At 42.9% G+C, this 18,184-nt stretch carries 19 protein-coding genes; 8 read left to right on the top strand and 11 right to left on the bottom strand.

What is annotated here, in order from left to right; all coding sequences use genetic code 11:
- Positions 1–4: 4 nt before the first annotated feature.
- The 6 genes from fabF to H571_RS0113485 all read right to left on the bottom strand — a co-directional run bounded on the left by fabF (position 5) and on the right by H571_RS0113485 (position 4,651).
- Complete coding sequence (fabF, locus tag H571_RS0113510; protein ID WP_027849773.1) at positions 5–1,243, bottom strand: beta-ketoacyl-ACP synthase II; 1,239 nt, start codon at positions 1,241–1,243, stop codon at positions 5–7.
- Positions 1,244–1,393: 150 nt separating this feature from the next.
- Positions 1,394–1,627, bottom strand: a complete 234-nt coding sequence (gene acpP, locus H571_RS0113505) for an acyl carrier protein (RefSeq protein WP_027849772.1) — start codon at positions 1,625–1,627, stop codon at positions 1,394–1,396.
- A 133-nt stretch (positions 1,628–1,760) separates the two neighbouring features.
- Positions 1,761–2,513 (bottom strand): 3-oxoacyl-ACP reductase FabG, encoded by a 753-nt coding sequence (gene fabG, locus H571_RS0113500; protein ID WP_027849771.1) that lies wholly within the window; start codon positions 2,511–2,513, stop codon positions 1,761–1,763.
- Between the two features lie 13 nt (positions 2,514–2,526).
- Positions 2,527–3,471, bottom strand: a complete 945-nt coding sequence (fabD, locus tag H571_RS0113495; protein ID WP_027849770.1) for an ACP S-malonyltransferase — start codon at positions 3,469–3,471, stop codon at positions 2,527–2,529.
- Between the two features lie 116 nt (positions 3,472–3,587).
- Positions 3,588–3,920: a hypothetical protein gene (locus H571_RS15315; RefSeq protein WP_036218268.1), complete on the bottom strand. Its 333-nt coding sequence runs from the start codon at positions 3,918–3,920 to the stop codon at positions 3,588–3,590.
- Between the two features lie 11 nt (positions 3,921–3,931).
- Complete coding sequence (locus H571_RS0113485) at positions 3,932–4,651, bottom strand: pseudouridine synthase (protein WP_027849769.1); 720 nt, start codon at positions 4,649–4,651, stop codon at positions 3,932–3,934.
- Between the two features lie 56 nt (positions 4,652–4,707).
- On the opposite strand from H571_RS0113485, the gene hisC reads away from it, so the two are divergent.
- Together hisC and gdhA are read left to right on the top strand one after the other, a co-directional pair.
- On the top strand, positions 4,708–5,769 hold the full coding sequence (hisC, locus tag H571_RS0113480) for a histidinol-phosphate transaminase (RefSeq protein ID WP_027849768.1): 1,062 nt from the start codon (positions 4,708–4,710) through the stop codon (positions 5,767–5,769).
- A 216-nt stretch (positions 5,770–5,985) separates the two neighbouring features.
- Entirely contained in the window at positions 5,986–7,338 is a 1,353-nt protein-coding gene (gdhA, locus tag H571_RS0113475) for an NADP-specific glutamate dehydrogenase (protein WP_027849767.1), read from the top strand.
- Positions 7,339–7,406: 68 nt separating this feature from the next.
- Here gdhA and H571_RS0113470 read toward each other — a convergent pair whose 3' ends face one another.
- On the bottom strand, positions 7,407–7,898 hold the full coding sequence (locus H571_RS0113470) for a hypothetical protein (protein WP_156887885.1): 492 nt from the start codon (positions 7,896–7,898) through the stop codon (positions 7,407–7,409).
- 63 nt (positions 7,899–7,961) lie between these two features.
- Between H571_RS0113470 and H571_RS0113465 the strand changes: the two genes are divergently transcribed.
- Together H571_RS0113465 and tusA are read left to right on the top strand one after the other, a co-directional pair.
- Entirely contained in the window at positions 7,962–8,408 is a 447-nt protein-coding gene (locus H571_RS0113465; protein ID WP_027849765.1) for a universal stress protein, read from the top strand.
- A 79-nt stretch (positions 8,409–8,487) separates the two neighbouring features.
- Entirely contained in the window at positions 8,488–8,730 is a 243-nt protein-coding gene (gene tusA, locus H571_RS0113460; RefSeq protein ID WP_027849764.1) for a sulfurtransferase TusA, read from the top strand.
- A gap of 8 nt (positions 8,731–8,738) precedes the next feature.
- Here tusA and H571_RS0113455 read toward each other — a convergent pair whose 3' ends face one another.
- Complete coding sequence (locus tag H571_RS0113455; RefSeq protein ID WP_051168354.1) at positions 8,739–9,977, bottom strand: EAL and HDOD domain-containing protein; 1,239 nt, start codon at positions 9,975–9,977, stop codon at positions 8,739–8,741.
- 301 nt (positions 9,978–10,278) lie between these two features.
- Between H571_RS0113455 and H571_RS0113450 the strand changes: the two genes are divergently transcribed.
- A complete protein-coding gene (locus H571_RS0113450) occupies positions 10,279–11,445 on the top strand; it encodes an HD-GYP domain-containing protein (protein ID WP_027849762.1) in 1,167 nt (388 codons plus the stop codon).
- An 85-nt stretch (positions 11,446–11,530) separates the two neighbouring features.
- On the opposite strand, the gene rpsA is transcribed toward H571_RS0113450, so the two are convergent.
- From rpsA to H571_RS0113435, 3 genes are all read right to left on the bottom strand, one after another.
- Positions 11,531–13,198, bottom strand: a complete 1,668-nt coding sequence (rpsA, locus tag H571_RS0113445) for a 30S ribosomal protein S1 (protein ID WP_027849761.1) — start codon at positions 13,196–13,198, stop codon at positions 11,531–11,533.
- A 213-nt stretch (positions 13,199–13,411) separates the two neighbouring features.
- The gene (cmk, locus tag H571_RS0113440) at positions 13,412–14,107 is read right to left on the bottom strand and encodes a (d)CMP kinase (RefSeq protein WP_027849760.1); all 696 of its coding nucleotides are present in this window, start codon (positions 14,105–14,107) and stop codon (positions 13,412–13,414) included.
- 87 nt (positions 14,108–14,194) lie between these two features.
- On the bottom strand, positions 14,195–14,608 hold the full coding sequence (locus H571_RS0113435) for an acyl-CoA thioesterase (protein ID WP_027849759.1): 414 nt from the start codon (positions 14,606–14,608) through the stop codon (positions 14,195–14,197).
- Between the two features lie 167 nt (positions 14,609–14,775).
- Here H571_RS0113435 and H571_RS0113430 point away from each other — a divergent pair, with 167 nt between their 5' ends.
- From H571_RS0113430 to H571_RS0113420, 3 genes are all read left to right on the top strand, one after another.
- Positions 14,776–16,314 (top strand): TrkH family potassium uptake protein, encoded by a 1,539-nt coding sequence (locus H571_RS0113430; protein ID WP_084482862.1) that lies wholly within the window; start codon positions 14,776–14,778, stop codon positions 16,312–16,314.
- 12 nt (positions 16,315–16,326) lie between these two features.
- A complete protein-coding gene (trkA, locus tag H571_RS0113425) occupies positions 16,327–17,703 on the top strand; it encodes a Trk system potassium transporter TrkA (protein ID WP_027849757.1) in 1,377 nt (458 codons plus the stop codon).
- A gap of 89 nt (positions 17,704–17,792) precedes the next feature.
- A complete protein-coding gene (locus H571_RS0113420; protein WP_027849756.1) occupies positions 17,793–18,182 on the top strand; it encodes a response regulator transcription factor in 390 nt (129 codons plus the stop codon).
- Positions 18,183–18,184 lie beyond the last annotated feature (2 nt).

Here is an 18,184-nt window from a genome sequence, read left to right as displayed (position 1 = left end):
AAAATTAAACTTTACTAAAAATTAAGCTGCCGTTGGTACCACCAAATCCAAAGGAGTTAGAAAGTGCGTGGTCAATTTTCATTTGACGCGCTTCTTTAGGCACATAATCTAGGTTGCAACCTTCTTGAGGGTTTTCAAGGTTGATAGTGGGGGGTGCGACCTGATCACGGATAGCTAAAATACAAAAGACGGCCTCCACTGCACCAGCAGCACCTAACAAGTGACCAATCATCGATTTAGTTGAGCTAACCGCCACTTTGTCAGCAGCTGCGCCTAATACTGATTCAACAGCACGACTTTCTGCTAAGTCACCAGCCGGTGTAGAGGTACCATGTGCATTGATATAGTTGATTACTTCAGCATTGAAGCTGGCATCTTTTAATGCATTACGCATAGCTGCCGCTGCTCCACGACCATCTTCAGGTGGAAGGGTCATGTGGTAGGCATCATCACTCATACCAAAGCCTGTTAGCTCTGCATAAATTTTAGCGCCACGCGCCTTAGCATGTTCGTACTCTTCTAGTACCAACACACCAGCACCATCACCTAGTACAAAACCATCACGGTCTTTATCCCAAGGACGACTGGCGGCTTGAGGGTCATCGTTACGAGTAGATAGTGCGCGAGCTGCGGCAAAACCACCTAAACCTAAAGGTGTACTGGCTGCTTCTGCTCCACCACAAACCATAACATCGGCATCACCGTAAGCAATGGTACGGGCTGAATAACCAATATTGTGCGTACCTGAAGTACAGGCGGTGGTAATGGCAATGTTCGGGCCTCTAAAACCAAAACGTATAGCAAGGTTGCCAGAAATCATATTGATGATTGAGCCAGGCACAAAGAAGGGGGAGATTTTACGTGGACCGCCCTTTTGTAGTAGTTCGTGGTTTTTTTCAATCATGGGTAAACCACCTATACCAGAACCGATGGCACAACCAATACGGTCAGCATTTTCTTCTGTGGTTTCTAAACCTGAGTCAGTTATGGCTTGAATTGCAGCTGCCATGCCATATTGAATAAATAAGTCCATTTTACGTGCATCTTTTTTGGACATAAAATTTTCAACATCAAAGTCTTTAACCTGAGCACCAAAGCGGGTGGTAAAAGCAGATGTATCAAATCCTTCAATGGGCGCTACACCGCTGCGGCCAGCTAGAATACCTTGCCAGGAATCTTCTAGGTTAGTTCCTAACGGGGTGACTAACCCCATACCTGTCACCACAACTCGTCTGCGCGACATGCCCTTCTCCTCTGCAATTCAATAATTCTTAAAATTGTCGGGGATTATATCCCATAAAATAAAAAACCGCTGCACCAAAAGGCGAAGCGGTTTTTAACAAGCAACAAAGTAATAGCCAGCTACTTGTATCAGACTAATGTCTGCGAAAACTTACTGGTTAGCTGTGACGTAGTCCATAGCTTCTTGAACAGTAGTAATCTTTTCAGCTTCTTCGTCTGGGATTTCGGTCTCGAATTCTTCTTCAAGAGCCATAACCAGCTCAACAGTGTCCAGAGAATCAGCGCCTAGATCCTCGACGAAAGAGGAAGAGTTTTGAATCTCATCTTCTTTAACACCTAGTTGTTCAGCGACGATCTTTTTTACGCGCTCTTCGATGGTACTCATATGTTTAATTACTCCTGGTTAAAATCTTGCTGTGCTATTGCTCTAAAATTGCACAGTAGTTTATAAACCGAAGCAGGCTGTTGCAACCAAAAAATTATTTATTTTTAGTTTAAACAATCCACTTCGATGAATTTTAGCGCATATTCATGCCGCCATTAACGTGTAGCGTCTCACCGGTGATATAAGCGGCTGGTTCGCTAGCTAAAAAACCAACGGCAGCTGCTATTTCTTCGGGCTGACCTAAACGAGCTAAAGGTATTTGATTTACCAGAAGTTCTTTTTGAGCTTCTGGTAACACTTCCGTCATATCAGTGGCAATAAAACCGGGGGCTACTGAGTTTACAGTAATATTACGCGAACCTAGCTCTCTTGCCAGTGAACGAGTAAAACCTTCTACCCCAGCTTTGGAAGCTGCATAGTTAGCCTGCCCCATGTTACCCATAGTGGCAACAACTGAACTGATATTGATTATGCGACCCCAGCGAGCTTTAGTCATGCCTCTTAGGCAAGCTTTGCTGGTGCGATATACAGATTTCAGGTTGGTATCTATAACAGCATCCCATTCATCATCTTTCATGCGCATCATCAGGTTATCTTTGGTTATACCTGCATTATTAACCAGTATTAAAGGTGCGCCGTACTCTTCAGCAATGGCTTTAAGAAGCTCTGTTACAGAAGCGGCATCAGTAACATTAAGTACCATGCCTTGACCCGTTACTTGGGCGGCTGCTAAGCCTTCACTAATACTTGCTGCACCGGCTTCACTGGTGGCTGTACCAATAACGGTAGCACCTAAACGGCCTAATTCTAAGGCAACTGCACGACCAATACCACGGCTGGCACCGGTGACTAGTGCAACTTTTCCTGCAAGACTTTGCTGACTCATACTCTTTCCCCTATTACTCAGCGCGCAATAAATCTAAAGCTGCTTGAACTGAGTTTGGATCATTCACCGCTAAGGATTTAGCTGATTTAACAATACGCTTATTTAGACCAACCAATACTTTACCTGGCCCACACTCAACGTAGGTATCAACACCCTGTTCAGCCATGAATTCAATACTATCTATCCAGCGCACTGGAAGATAAAGCTGTGCAACTAGGTTATCACGTATTGCTGCGACTTCAGTCTCTGGTGCTGCATGAACATTTTGTACTACAGGCACACGCGGCTTAGTTAGCTGAATAAGGTTTAGTTCATCGGCTAGTTTTTCAGCTGCTGGACGCATTAATTCACAATGCGAAGGTACGCTAACAGGCAAAGGCATGGCTTTACGTGCACCGGCTTGCTGACAGGCTAAAATTGCACGCTCAACCGCAGCAACATTCCCAGCAATGACTATCTGTCCCGGTGCATTATAGTTAACAGCCGAAACTATTTCACCTTGTGCCGCTGAAGCACAAGCTTCTTCAATTTTATCTGCATCTAAACCTAGAATGGCTGCCATAGCGCCCTGACCACTCGGCACAGCCTGCTGCATAAACTCACCACGGGTACGCACTAAACGCACACCATCGGCAAAACTCATTGCACCACTGCAAACTAAGGCTGAGTACTCACCTAAACTGTGGCCCGCAAGCCAAGCTGGACGAGCGCCTTCTAGCTCTTTCCAAACGCGCCATACAGCAACACTTGCGGCCAGTATAGCTGGTTGAGTTATATCGGTTCGATTCAACTCTTCAGCTGGCCCTTCTTGTACTAAGTGCCAAAGGTCGTATCCAAGCGCGGTCGACGCTTCTTCAAAAGTTGAGCGTACAACAGCATAACGCTCAGCTAACTCTGAGAGCATCCCTAATTGCTGGGAGCCCTGCCCGGGAAATATAAAGGCTAGGGTTGAAGCCATAAGTCATCTAGTCCTGTACTTAGGTCGTTATTATCGGCGCGCATTCTAACATAGCTTTACTAGAAGGCTAGAGTTTAGACTACGCAATCTTAGCTTTAACTTGTTAACTACTAGCTCTAACCTTGATTTACATTAGGTTTTGGCTTGGTTATTACATCCATATATTCGCGCTGAATCACTGTCTCTAAGGCATTCATTGCATCGACTAGCTCTTCAAAAACAACGCGTCTATCACGTAATTCTTTTGCTTGCTCAATACTAGGCGCAGCATCCTTCACCTCGGCAGCTAGGTCAATTAACGCTTTAACGTAATCGGCACGCGCACGAGCAACCATGTTGATTATGGGCTCTAAATCATGCAAACCTAGCTCTGGCACTAGTGGATTAATAATGCTTCGATTAATGTCTTTGCGCAGACCTTCTAGTTCTAGCAGGAGACGATTTTTCATTTTTATTCCTTCTATTTTGCAGCAATTAAAGCCATTTCTGCTTCGGTTAGCTCTCGCCATTGCCCTGGTGCTAATTGCTGTTCATCTAGCCACAGGTTACCTACTGCTTCACGGTGCAGCGCTTCCACATGGTTACCTAAAGCAGCAAACATACGCCTTACTTGATGGTAACGCCCTTCTGTTAAAGTTAGGTGTATTAATTGTGGCTCCAAGCGTTCTAGCTTTGCTGGTAGGGTAAGTTGCTCTTCTCCATCTAGCTGCAACCCCTCTGCCACCCTAGCTTCTGCATCAGCCACCAAAGGTTCTGCTAAGCTTGCACGATAAACTTTTGCCTTGCGGTATTTTGGAGAGATAATTCGATGCAACCATTGACCATCATCGGTCAATAACAACAAACCTGAAGTGTTAACATCTAATCTGCCAACGGGCTGAACCAACTCTTTATTAACTAAGCCCTCTAATAAATCGGTGACTAGGGGGTTGTGGCTGCTTTTATTACTGCACTCATAACCTAGAGGTTTATTCATAATTATATAGCGCAAACCCACCAATTCTAAGGGTTCGTCTAACCAGCAAACTTTATCTGTGGCTTGTATTTGCAGTGCAGAATTTTTAACCACCTCGCCATTTACTGTTACCTCACCACGATGTAGCACTTTTTTAGCTAAACTACGTGTAAGATCTGTTGTTGCAGTTAAAAATTTGTCTAGCCGTTGAGTTTTTGCTGACATAGGGTTTAATCTTCTCTCTTTGTCTAATTTGACTCACTTAATTTTAAAGGTTTGCTATGAGCCGCTTTTGGAGTCCCCTTGTTCACCAGCTAACACCCTATGTGCCTGGCGAACAACCTAAAATCCCTAATTTAACTAAACTTAATACCAACGAAAGTCCTTACGGCCCTTCGCCTAAAGTATATGAGGCCATTAAGCAAGCGACTAATGATACCCTAAGACTCTACCCAGATCCGCAAGCACAAGACTTAAAGCAAGCCTTGGCAGATTATACGGGCTTGCCTGCCAACCATATTTTTGTGGGCAATGGGTCTGATGAGGTTTTAGCCCTGGCTTATCAGGCGCTGCTAAAACAAGATAAACCCTTACTTTTTCCTGACATTAGCTATAGTTTTTACCCTGTTTACTGCAAGATGTATCAGGTTGACTATGAACAACTTCCGTTAGATGAAAACTTTAAAATTAATCTAGCCGATTATCAGCGACCTAATGGCGGCATTATTTTTCCTAATCCTAATGCACCCACAGGTATAGCTTTACCTCTAGGTGAAATTCGTCAGCTACTCGACAATAACCCAGACTCAGTTGTCTTGGTTGATGAAGCCTATGTTGATTTTGGTACAGAATCTGCCGTTTCTTTAGTCAAAGACTATCCCAACCTGTTAGTGACCCAAACTTTTTCTAAATCTTGGGCTTTAGCTGGGTTAAGGGTAGGTTTTGCAGTAGGCCAGCCTGAACTAATTGAAGCTTTAATTCGTGTTAAAGATAGCTTTAACTCCTACCCCTTAGATCGCTTAGCTTTGGCGGGTGCTAAAGCAGCGGTGGAAGATCAAGACTATTTTAAAAGCACCTGTAACAAGGTAATCACTTCGCGAGAAAAACTAACTCAAGCCCTTAGCCAGTTAGGCTTTGAAGTTTTACCTTCCAGCGCTAACTTTGTTTTTGCACGCCACCCTCAACATGAAGGTGCTTGGTTAGCACAAAAGTTACGTAAAAAAGCACTGCTTGTTCGCCATTTTAACCAACCACGCATCAGTAGTTTTTTACGTATCACGCTAGGCACAGAAGAACAAAACACTTTGTTAATTCAGTTGCTTACCGAGCTAGTAAATAATTAGCACGTTAAAACTCAGGCTTTAATCTTGGTTAGCCTGAGTTTTTTTACATCAAACTATACCGAATCGGCATAGCGCATACCCTAGACGCATAACTCCTTTATAAGCTATATTGCAGCGTCGAAAAATTAGTAGCACTTCCAATAAGCTGTTTAATAAAGCTTCTTCTAAGTCAACACACTAGTAAATTTCTTTTCATCAAGTCATCAAGGAAACATCATGCCTTACGTACAAGAGACCTTAAACCGTCTGCAAAAAAGCAGCCCTGCACAAACTGAATTCTACCAAGCTGCGGAAGAGGTTTTGGAATCTATACGACCGCTTCTTGAAGCGGACAAACGCTACCTTGATGCCAATATTATAGAGCGCATTATTGAGCCTGAGCGCCAAATCCTGTTTCGTGTTACCTGGTTAGACGACCAAGGAAAAGTACAGGTTAACAAAGGCTACCGTATTCAGTTTAACTCTGCGCTTGGCCCTTACAAGGGTGGTTTGCGTTTTCACCCTAGCGTTAATGCCGGTATTATTAAATTTTTAGGCTTTGAACAAATTTTTAAAAATGCCTTAACCGGTCTATCCATAGGTGGTGGTAAAGGGGGGTCTGACTTTAACCCCAAAGGCCGTTCTAATGCTGAAATCATGCGTTTCTGCCAAGCATTTATGAGCGAGCTTTATCGTCATATTGGTGCAACCATTGATGTACCCGCAGGTGATATAGGTGTTGGTGGCCGTGAAGTTGGCTATTTATACGGTCAGTACAAGCGCTTAACGGGCAGCTATGAAGGTGTTTTAACAGGCAAAGGTTTAAACTGGGGTGGTTCTTTAGTACGTACCGAAGCGACTGGTTATGGTGCCGTTTATTTTGCTGAGAATATGCTGAATAGTGTTAGCGATAGCCTAGATGGTAAAACTTGCCTTGTTTCTGGTGCAGGTAATGTTGCTATCTATACGATTGAAAAGCTTTATCAAGTGGGTGCTAAACCTATTACCTGTTCAGATTCACAAGGTACAATTTATCACTCAGAAGGTATTGATTTAGAACTACTAAAAGATTTAAAAGAAGTGCGTGGCGTTTCTTTAAAAGAATACTTAAAAACCCATGCAAAAGCACAGTACATTCCTGTTGCCGATTACCCTAAAGATGGTCATGCCGTATGGCGCTTTGAAGCTCAGGCAGCCTTCCCTTCAGCAACACAGAATGAATTAACCGAAGCAGATGCTAAAGCACTTCTAGCCAATGGTGTTATCTGTGTTAGCGAAGGTGCAAATATGCCCTCTACTGCTAAAGCAATGGATCTATTCATTGAAGCTAAAATTGCTTATGGACCAGGCAAAGCGGCTAACGCAGGTGGTGTAGCAACTAGCCAGCTAGAAATGGCACAAAACGCTAGTATGACCTGTTGGGGTTTTGAAAAGGTTGACCGTCGCCTACAAGCCATTATGCGTGGAATTTTTGAGCGTAGTTCAGAAACTGCCAAAGAGTTTAATGATCCAACCAACCTAGTTTTAGGCTCTAATATTGCAGGCTTCCGCAAAGTAGCCGATGCAATGATTCAACAAGGCGCTGTATAACTTTCTTAACCTGTATTAAGTTAGCCCAGCAAAAAACCGCCCTGAGTATTCAAGGCGGTTTTTTTTGGTTAGTTTTTAAGCCCTAATAAAGCTAAAGCACTTGCATTTAAAGCTTCTAAGTCTAATTTAACCTCTCGCTCATGCCACCAAAGTGCAAGGGTTGCAGACCCCCACTCCACGGCAAACGCATCGTCTGGTAATTGATCTAACCATTCACCTAGATTGGTTTGTTGCTTGGGTGATAAAAAATCAAGTTTGCCACTTGCTAATTGCCAATTAGGAAAAACTAAGTCACCCCTGTCTCTACCTACCTCTTTTTTTAGTAGGCAAAGGTAACCAGCTAAAGGTGGTGCGTCAGCAGGTCGCAACCAACGGTAACCTGCACCTTCTAACTTAATTTCATCGTTAACCCTATGGGGCACTACATCCACCTTAATGCCTAGCTCACGGGCTTTATCTCTTAATCTTATTAACTCTTTTTGTCTAACACTGGGTTTTAACATACTCATAGGAAAAAGTATTAATACAATAATAAGTAACACCCACCAGAATCCACTCAATGACATCTCCTACAGGTTTGGTTTATAGTTATACTACTCAGTCAGTTACAGGAAAAAAACACTATGAGCAACGAATACAAAAATATTTTAGTCGCTATCGACCTATCTGAAGATTCACGCAAAGTTTTAATGCGCGCCAAAGAAATTGCTGCAAGAAACCAAGACGCCAAGCTGTCTGTTGTACATACGCTAGAGCCTTTAGGTTTTGCTTATGGTGGTGATATTCCTATGGACTTAACCAGCATTCAAGACCAGCTAGACTCCCATGCCCGAACGCGTTTAAAAGAATTGTTAGAAGATATCGATATTCCAGAAGAAAACCAGCATGTACTCGTTGGTATGCCAGATACAGAAACTCACCGTCTAGCCAATGAGAAGGGTATCGACCTAATTGTTGTGGGCAGTAATGGCCGTCATGGTTTCCAACTGCTGCTAGGTTCAGTATCTACCGGTGTTTTACACGGCGCACCTTGTGACGTGCTTGCTGTTAGAGTTGGTAAAAAAAGCTAAATCGCATCTCTAACCTATTAAAACAGTAACAGCTTAACACCTGCGGCTTACAAGCCGCAGTTTTTTTGGATTAGGTTTTATGAACAAGCCAAGCTTAGAACATCAATACCAGCTAGACACTTCAGGACTTTTTTGCCCTGAGCCAATCATGCTACTACACAAGCAACTTGATGAAATGCAAACAGGTGAAGTCTTGTTATTAATTGCTACTGATCCAGCCACCACTAGAGATGTGCCTAAATTTTGTCAGTTTCTTAAACACTGTTTAGTCAACCAAGAAGAAGATCAGCAGCAATACCGTTACTGGCTTAAAAAAGCTTAAGCTTGCTTCTAGTATTCGACTTGACTCATTACTTCGTTTGTCCACTTTTGGCTTTCTATCCAAGCTTTATTTAACTTAATAACTAGCTCAGGAGATCGAGCATTCAGCTGGGCATGTTCAAAGGCAACCACTAGGTTAAGTAGTTTGCCTAGGCGACCCTCTCGCAGCAAAATGGCATCTTTTATTTCTATAGATAAAGGAAGCTGTGCCATTAGCTCAGACATTTCCATAGCCATAAGCAAATCCATCATAGACATTAGACCCAACATAAACGCAGAACGTGGGTTGATATCGCTGGTATCATCAGCTAAGAGTTGACACATGTGTGCTCGCGTTAAGGCTTGAGGTAACAGCAAACGGCTTGCAGGCCCATTGTTAGCAAGCATAACCGTAGTAACTATACTGCGAACCCTGTCTAAACCTAGGGTGTTTAAAGCTTGATGAATGGTCGTTATTTCGTTTCGACGACGAAAAGCTGCTGAGTTAACGTATTTAAGCAACATAAAGGTTAATTGTGGGTCTTGCGCAATAAAGTTTTCTAGTAGTTCGTAATCTGGCTCTTCTGTTTGTAGCTCTGAAATAATACGAATTTGTGCGCTGTGGTTGTTAGCGCGGCCTTTGCGGGAGGTTTCTTTGTGAACTTCAGGGCGGGCATAAAAATAACCCTGAAACATCTCAAAACCCATGGCTTTAAAGCGATTAAAGGTTTCTAGGTCTTCTACTTTTTCTGCCAGCAAACGTATACCCCGTTGCTTATATTCAGCAATATCTTCTTCTAGGATAGGCTCGAATAGATCAACCTTGATAATGCTTGCAACATCTAACAAGGGTCGGGTTTCATCATTCAGAATAAAGTCATCTAAGGCTACGTCATAACCTAGCTTGCGTATTTTCCTTAATGCTTCAACTATTTCAGGCTCACCTGTTACGCTTTCTAATACTTCAACCACTACCTGTTCAGGATGAGGTGGCAATAGCTCTGGCTTAAGAATCCATTCTTTAAGTGCGTTAAAAAATAGCTTACGGTTACCTATCAGGTTTTCTAAACCACTTTCTAAAAAAGTGGCATTAATAACCCTAGCTGTTGCCATTAGCTGATCATCAACTTGAGCAAAGGTTGCCGTAGCACTGGAACGATAAAGCAGCTCATCAGCAACATGTTTCATTTTTGCATCACAAATAGGTTGCAATGCAATACAGTAATTTTCTTCAGTCACAGATTCAACATCCTTTGTTCCTTCATTCATTTTTCTGCCTGCTGCAAGCTTGGAGTAATTGCAAGAAAAAACAAACAGTTAATTGCCAACTCACTTCAGGCTTCTCTAATTAACCTAAACGAGTATATAAAATATAAATCCATTAATCTATAACATCACTTAACACAAAGTTGCATAAAGAAGCTTACTAAATGCACCTTTTTGACATTAAGTTCTCTAAACTAGAATTACTAAAAAAATAAACACGGATCAAGGAAAAAAATACAGCTCCAATGTAGGTTAGTCGCTAGTCTGTCTAGCAAGATGTATTTTTTTATTGAGAAAGAAATAAATGCTTGAAAAACTTCGCCCAAGTGAATTAACGGTAGGCAAAAGAACCACGCTAGATATTTACACTAGGGGTGGGCGTTTGTTGCTGTCTCGTGGGGCAATGATAAGTAACGAACAGCAAATAGAAATTCTTATGCAGCGTGGTCTAGTTAAAAGAGACCCTAACGACCGCGTTGATTACAGTAGTGAGTTCAAACCCTTTCGTTACACTAATAATGTTAACCCCTTTTTAGAAGTTATCGAGTTAGAAGACCAGTTAAGTAAAGCTTTTAGCCACATTAAAAGTGGCAACGCAGCTGCGCCTGAAGTCTTTTACAGAGATATACGCAATATCTGCAGCCAACTCCTAGGCCTAGCCGAAAGATCGCCTGAGGCACTACTAGGCACGGTGCATTGGCCACGCGAAGAAAAAGGCGACTACAGCCTTTACCACCCGATTCAATGCGCTATTCTTATTGCTGTTGTTGCACTACGCTTAAAAATTCATGGTGAACAACTTTTTAGTATTCTAGCAGCAGCCTTAACTGCCAACCTAGGTATGCTAGCCATACAAGACCGTCTCAACAAACAAAAAACACCCTTAACCGAAGAACAAATTCAGGCGGTACGTAGCCACCCTGATAAATCTGTATTGATGCTTGAATCCATGGGCATCCGTGATCCTATGTGGATTCGGGCTGTCTTACATCACCATGAACGCTTAGATGGTAGCGGCTACCCTCAAGGCCTTAAAGGGGATGATATTTCTAATGAAGCAAAGCTAGTAGCTTTAGCCGACATTTATATTGCACTCATTGGTAGACGCGAATACCGTCAAGCTTTACCGGTTAAGTTTGCTCTAAAACAAATATTCAGTGAACGAGGCACTCTAGTTGGCCCTGCTTTAACTAAAATGTTTTTAAGCCAAATAGGTATCTACCCACCAGGCACTGCAGTAAAACTTAAGAATGGTGATACGGCTGTGGTTACACAAAGGGGTGAAACTGCCTCTCAACCTATTTGTGCTGGTATTCGTGCTATAAGTGGTCAAGTGTATATGCACCCACCGCCTCGCGATACACGTTTACCTGAGTATGAAATAACCGAAGTGTTATCCAGTGACCTACTTAAGCCTTTACAGCCATTTCTATTTTGGGGTGTGCATGTACGTAAAGCCGTAGAGCTTTAAAAATAATTAAAAAATATAGCTTTAAAACAAAAAAATCCCCGCCTAGGCGGGGATTTTGGTAACTAAAATTAATCAAAGATTAGTATTAGTTATTTTCCATTTTTTGCTTGATTAGGTCACCAATAGTGGTTGGACCTGCAAGTTCAGCCTGAGCTTCACGCTGAGTAGCAACCGCTTGTTCAGCTTCAACTTTATCTTTGGCTTTAATAGACAAGCTAATCACACGATTCTTACGATCAACGTTGATAATACGTGCTTCAACTTCATCGCCTTCTTTTAGAGCATTACGCGCATCTTCAACACGCTCAGCACTAATTTCAGATGCTTTTAGAATCGCTTGCACTTCATCTGTTAGGTCAACAACGGCTTCTTTAGCTTCAACTGCAGAAACCTTACCTTTAACGATAGAGCCTTTGTCGTTTAGTGCTAAGAACTCATTGAAAGGATCGCTTTCAAGTTGCTTAACACCTAGCGAGATACGCTCACGCTCTGGGTCAATCGAAAGAATGATTGTTTCAACTTCTTCGCCTTTCTTGAACTTACGTACGGCTTCTTCCCCAGTATCATTCCAAGAAATATCAGACAGGTGAACTAGACCATCGATACCGCCATTTAAGCCAACAAAGATACCGAAGTCAGTGATTGACTTGATAGCGCCAGAAACTTTGTCGCCTTTGTTGTACTTGCTTGAGAACTCTTCCCAAGGATTAGCGCGGCACTGCTTGATACCTAGAGAAATACGACGACGTTCTTCGTCGATGTCTAGAATCATTACTTCTACTTCGTCACCTAGGTTAACAACCTGCTTAGGATTAACGTTTTTGTTAGTCCAGTCCATTTCAGAAACGTGTACTAAACCTTCAACGCCTTCTTCTAGCTCAGCGAAGCAACCGTAATCGGTTAGGTTAGTGATACGTGCCTTAATGATTGAAGACTCAGGGTAACGTGCTTTAATTTGAATCCATGGATCTTCACCCAACTGCTTAAGACCTAATGATACACGGTTACGCTCGCGATCAAACTTAAGAACCTTAACGTTGATTTCATCACCCACAGCAACAATTTCAGAAGGATGCTTAATACGCTTCCAAGCCATATCAGTGATGTGTAGTAGACCGTCTACGCCGCCCAAGTCAACGAAGGCACCGTAATCAGTAAGGTTCTTAACGATACCTTTAACTTCTTGGCCTTCAGCTAGGTTAGCAAGCAGTTCTTCACGCTCTGCTGAGTTTTCTGCTTCTAGTACGGCACGGCGAGAAACAACCACGTTGTTACGCTTAGCATCTAGCTTGATAACTTTGAAATCGAGTTCTTTGTATTCTAGGTGTGCTGTGTCACGCACTGGGCGTACATCAACAAGTGAACCTGGTAGGAAGGCACGGATGGTATTGATATCAACTGTAAAGCCACCCTTGACCTTGCCATTGATAATACCCTTGACGATTTCGCTCTTCTCGAAAGCTTCTTCTAGCTCAATCCAAGACTCAGCACGACGTGCTTTTTCACGGGATAGACGGGTTTCACCGAAACCATCTTCTACGGTTTCTAGTGCTACTAGCACTTGTGAACCAACGGTTAGATCTTCACCGCTTTCAAACTGATTGCGGTGGATAACACCTTCCGACTTTAAGCCAGCGTTAACGGTAACCCAGTCACCATCAACATCAACAATAGTGGCTTTAATGATAGAGCCCACTTCCATATTGACTGTTTGCAAGCTTTCTTCAAAGAGTTCGGCAAAGGATTGTGTCATGTATTATTTACTCGATTTTAAATGTCTTTAATGCGGCGAAATTGCCGCCCTCCGCGCCACCAGCAAACGCGGGCCTGATTATTTTTATGTAGGAGTGTTAACGCTAGTTAAGCTTGGCAGAACTTTCAAAAGTGGATTCTGACAAACTGTGACACCTACCCTACACAACCTCCATACTGCTTCGACTACTAAAGTCGCCTTAAGCGGAGGGGCTTAAGACACCAAGCCTCGGTTTTTGGCCTCAGCAAGAATTTGTTCTACAACCTGCTCTATACTTAACAGCGTACTATCAAGCTGCAATGCATCTTCTGCAGGCTTTAGCGGCGCAGTTATACGATTCATATCCCGCGCATCACGCTCTAAAATATCATTTTTTAGGTCGCATAGTTTAGCAGTCACACCCTTAGACCGCAACTGCTCTAAACGGCGCCTAGCTCGCTCGTCTGCACTGGCAGTTAGGTAGATTTTTAAAGGGGCATTAGGGAAAACCACCGTACCCATATCCCGCCCATCACAAATTAAACCTGGCAAGTCGGCAAAGTCACGCTGCCTAGATAACAGTGCATTACGCACCCCCTCTAAAGCAGCAACCTGTGAAGCTAAACCACCCACACGCTCTGTACGCAGTTCTCTACTTACATTTTCTCCCTCTAACATAACTTGAACTAAGTCATCTTTGCCGGTAAGAAACTGTACATCTAGATGTTCTGCCAAAACACTAAGTGCAGGCTCATTGTCTAATGCAACCCCGTGATGTTCAGCAGCTAAACCTACTAGGCGATAGAGTGCTCCTGAGTCTAGCAAGTGCCAGCCCAGAGCTTGGGCAAGGCGCATGCTAACAGTGCCCTTGCCTGCACCGCCTGGACCATCAAGTGTAATAATTGGCGCATTAGTTGTTGAAGCCTTCATTAATTTACTCCCAAGTGACTCAGCAGCAAACCATCTTAACGCTGCCTTTTAGTGAGAGCTATTATACGCCTAAAGGTTACAATTGCATTACTCAGGTTTTTTTTGCCAAGCCTGCATTAGCTCTAACAGCTCACCTTCAAAAGGTACTGCTTTTTGTGCTTTTTGATCTGTCACCACAAAGGTTACATCCGCATCTGCAATGAGTGTATCGGTGCCTTTGAGTAAAATTTTTTGTTGAATTAATGCACTTTTATTACCTACTTTGGTTAATTCTGTTAGCACTTCTAACTCTTCATTCATAAAAGCACCACGGCGAAAGTTAATATTAATATTTACTACCGCCATACCTAAACCAGACTTCATTAAGTCTTCTAAACCTGGCTGCTGCTCAAGAAAATTCCAGCGCCCTTCTTCTAAAAACTCTAAATAGCGGGCATTATTTACATGTCCATAAAGGTCTAGATGGTAACCACGTACTTTAATTGGGGTACGAGTTTGCATTTATTTTACTCCTAGCTTCAAAAATTCAGTTGGCAGTTTAGGCTTTTTAAAAATACTTTCAAACAGGCGTTCATTTTTTTAGCATAAAATCCTTTCTAGTGACTGGTCACTTTGCTGCACTAGCGTTATCCTTGCAGGCCTAAACCAAGTGCCTTTCAAGGACTTCTATGCCACCTGTTTCAAGAGTCAGTTTTGCTCATAAAGTTAGCCGCTCTAAACGTCGCCAAGAAATCTCTTTGTTGCGTCAAGGGTTTGAGTGGATAGCACCGCTGATCAAACTGCTAGGCTTGCTACTATTACTTTTAGGTAGCTTCAAACTTGCACCAACACTTCTTTTAGCCTTTCAGGGCAACGAAGTTGAAACTAAAATCTTCTTTTCATCAATGCTAGTTACACTGGCTAGCGGCGGCATCATGGTGCTCCTTGGCTCGTTTGCGCCTTTCCATTTACGTGGCAGGCAAATATTTTTATTAACTAGCCTTAGCTGGATAGTTCTTAGTTTGTTTTCTGCTTTACCCTTTATTTTTGGTCCCACGCAACTGCCTTTAGCCGATGCTATTTTTGAAAGTGTTTCTGGATTAACCACAACAGGAGCAACCATTCTCAGTGGTTTAGATACAACATCTCAGGGCATTTTACTCTGGCGGGCTATTTTGCAGTGGTTAGGTGGCATAGGAATAATCGTACTTGGCATGGCTATCCTACCCTTCTTGCAGGTAGGGGGAATGCGTCTCTTCCAATCAGAATCATCTGACTGGTCTGAAAAAGCCTTACCTCGCTCTGGTACGCTGGCTAAAGCCATAGGCAAGGTTTATGTCGGCTTAACCACGCTATGTATTCTTAGTTACTGGATAGCAGGCATGGCACCTTTTGATGCACTGGTGCATGGTATGACCACCTCAGCGACGGGTGGGTTTTCTAATTACGATGCATCAATGGGGCAATTTGCAGCAACCAGCAGTATTCTGTGGATAGGTATTGTTTTTATGTTTCTTGGTTCTTTGCCCTTTGTGCTTTTTGTACACATGATTCAAGGCAATCCTTTACCCATTTTTAAAGACAGTCAGGTCAGAGCCCTAGCCAAAATTCTGTTAGGCGCCGTGTTAATTATGACCCTATACCTAGTTACACAACTTAACTGGGAATGGTCAACAGCCATTACACAAGCTAGCTTTAATATAGTTTCTATAGTCAGTACTACGGGTTTTTCTTCAACCGATTACAATGGTTGGGGTAATTTTGCTGTTCTTTTCTTTTTATACATTATGTTTATTGGTGGCTGCTCTGGTTCAACCAGTGGTGGATTTAAAGTATTTCGTCACCAATTATCTGTCATTTTAATGCGTAACCAAATGATGACTCTATTGCATCCCCGTGGCGTTTTTTCACAAAATTATAATGGTCGCCCTGTTCCCGATGATGTTATTCGCTCTATGGTAGCCTTTGCTTTTTTCTTTTTTGCAACCATAGGCACCTTAGCTTTAGCCCTTTCTTTTATGGGGTTAGATTTTATTACTAGCTTTACTTCTGCGGTAACTGCGGTTGCTAATATTGGTCCGGGGTTAGGTGAAACTGTTGGGCCAGCAGGTAATTTTTCTAGCTTGCCAGACTTGGGCAAATGGTTGATGAGCCTTGGTATGATTTTAGGCCGTTTGGAAATTGTGACCTTTATGATTCTCTTCACTCGTGCTTTCTGGCGGACTTAAGGAGCTTAAACCTTGAAAATTATTATCCTAGGTGCAGGTCAAGTGGGTGGCAGCCTCGCAGAGAACCTAGCCGGTGAAGAAAACGACATTACTGTTGTTGATAGTGACCCTAATCGCCTTCGCGACTTACAAAACAAGTTGGAAATTCGCACTATTCAAGGTAAAGCCTCCTACCCTTCGGTACTGCGTCAGGCAGGTTGTGAAGATGCCGACATGCTGATTGCTGTAACCAGTTCTGATGAAGTCAATATGGTGGCTTGCCAAGTAGCCCACTCTTTATTTAACACGCCCACTAAAATTGCACGTGTACGTTCAGCTGCCTATTTATCACGTAAAGGAATATTTCAACCCGGTAGGGGCTTTGATATTGATGTACTGATTAGCCCTGAACAGGTGGTTACCAATCATATTCGTCGCTTAATTGAGTACCCAGGTGCTTTGCAGGTGCTCGACTTTGCTGGTGGCTTAGTACAGTTGGTGGCAGTAAAAGCCCATTATGGTGGCCCACTTATTGGTCAAGAGCTTGCTGCACTTCGCAAGCATATTCCTAATATTCAAACACGGGTTGCTGCTATTTACCGCCAAAATCAAGCCTTAATTCCTAAAGGTGACACCCTAGTACAGGTTGATGATGAAGTGTTTTTTATTGCGGCTCGTAAAGATATACGTGCCGTAATGAGTGAAATGCGCAAAATTGACCATAGTTATAAGCGCATTGTTATTGCCGGTGGAGGCAATATAGGTGAGCGCCTAGCAGAAAGTCTTGAGCATGAATATCAAGTTAAGCTAATTGAAAATAACCCGCAGCGTTGCATTGAACTAGCTGAAAAGCTAGAACGTACTGTGGTATTACATGGCTCGGCTACAGACAAAAGCTTGCTGCAAGAAGAAAGCATTGATGATGTCGATATTTTTTGTGCAGTTACCAATGATGATGAAGTCAATATTATGTCGTCCATGCTGGCTAAGCGTATGGGTGCTGGCAAGGTAATGACGTTAATTAACAATGCAGCCTATGTAGATTTGGTTCAGGGAGGTGAAGTCGATATTGCCTTTTCACCACAACAGGCCACCATAGGCAGTCTCTTAACCCACGTAAGGCGTGGACAGGTTAAAAACGTTCACTCCCTACGCCGTGGTGTTGCTGAGGCCATAGAGGCAGTAGCAATAGGCGATGAAAAAAGCTCAAAAATTGTTGGGCGTAGCATTGAAGCTATAGCCTTACCCGAAGGCGTTACCATTGGTGCGGTGGTTAGAGATAAAGAAGTTATGATTGCCCATCATAAGCTGGTTATTCAAACTGGCGATCAGGTGATTCTCTTCTTAGTAGACAAGCGCAAGGTTCGTGAAGTAGAAAAACTATTCACTGTAGGTATTACCTTTATTTAATACTTGATCACTTACGCCCTTAGTCGGGTTGCAGGAAATAGCTAAACCACTAGACTCATAGAAAGGCAATTCTGCTTAGAGGATAGTTTATGGCTAAGGTTCTAGTGGTCGATGACGAACCAAACATTGTTTTGTCATTAGAGTTTTTAATGCAACAAGCAGGCTTTGATGTAACCACTGCACTCGATGGCGAGTCGGCACTTGCACTAGTCAACGAAAATCCGCCCGATCTAGTATTACTTGATATTAGCCTTCCAGGTATTAGTGGTTTTGAGGTGCTTGAACAACTACGCAACCAGCCTAGCTTCAAGCGACTACCCATTGTTATGCTCACTGCGCATGGCCGCGAAGTTGAGCGTGAAAAAGGCCTAGCCTTGGGTGCTGATGACTATATCACCAAGCCCTTTTCTACCCGACAACTGGTTGAAAAAGTTCAAGCTCTACTTAACGAAAGCTCGCCAAGCTCTCAGGAAGACTAACT

The sequence above is a fragment of the Marinospirillum minutulum DSM 6287 genome (assembly GCF_000422325.1).
Lineage (GTDB): Bacteria > Pseudomonadota > Gammaproteobacteria > Pseudomonadales > Halomonadaceae > Marinospirillum > Marinospirillum minutulum.
The sequence above is the reverse complement of the archived record's forward strand: the minus strand, read 5'-3'. Positions and strand labels throughout refer to the sequence as shown.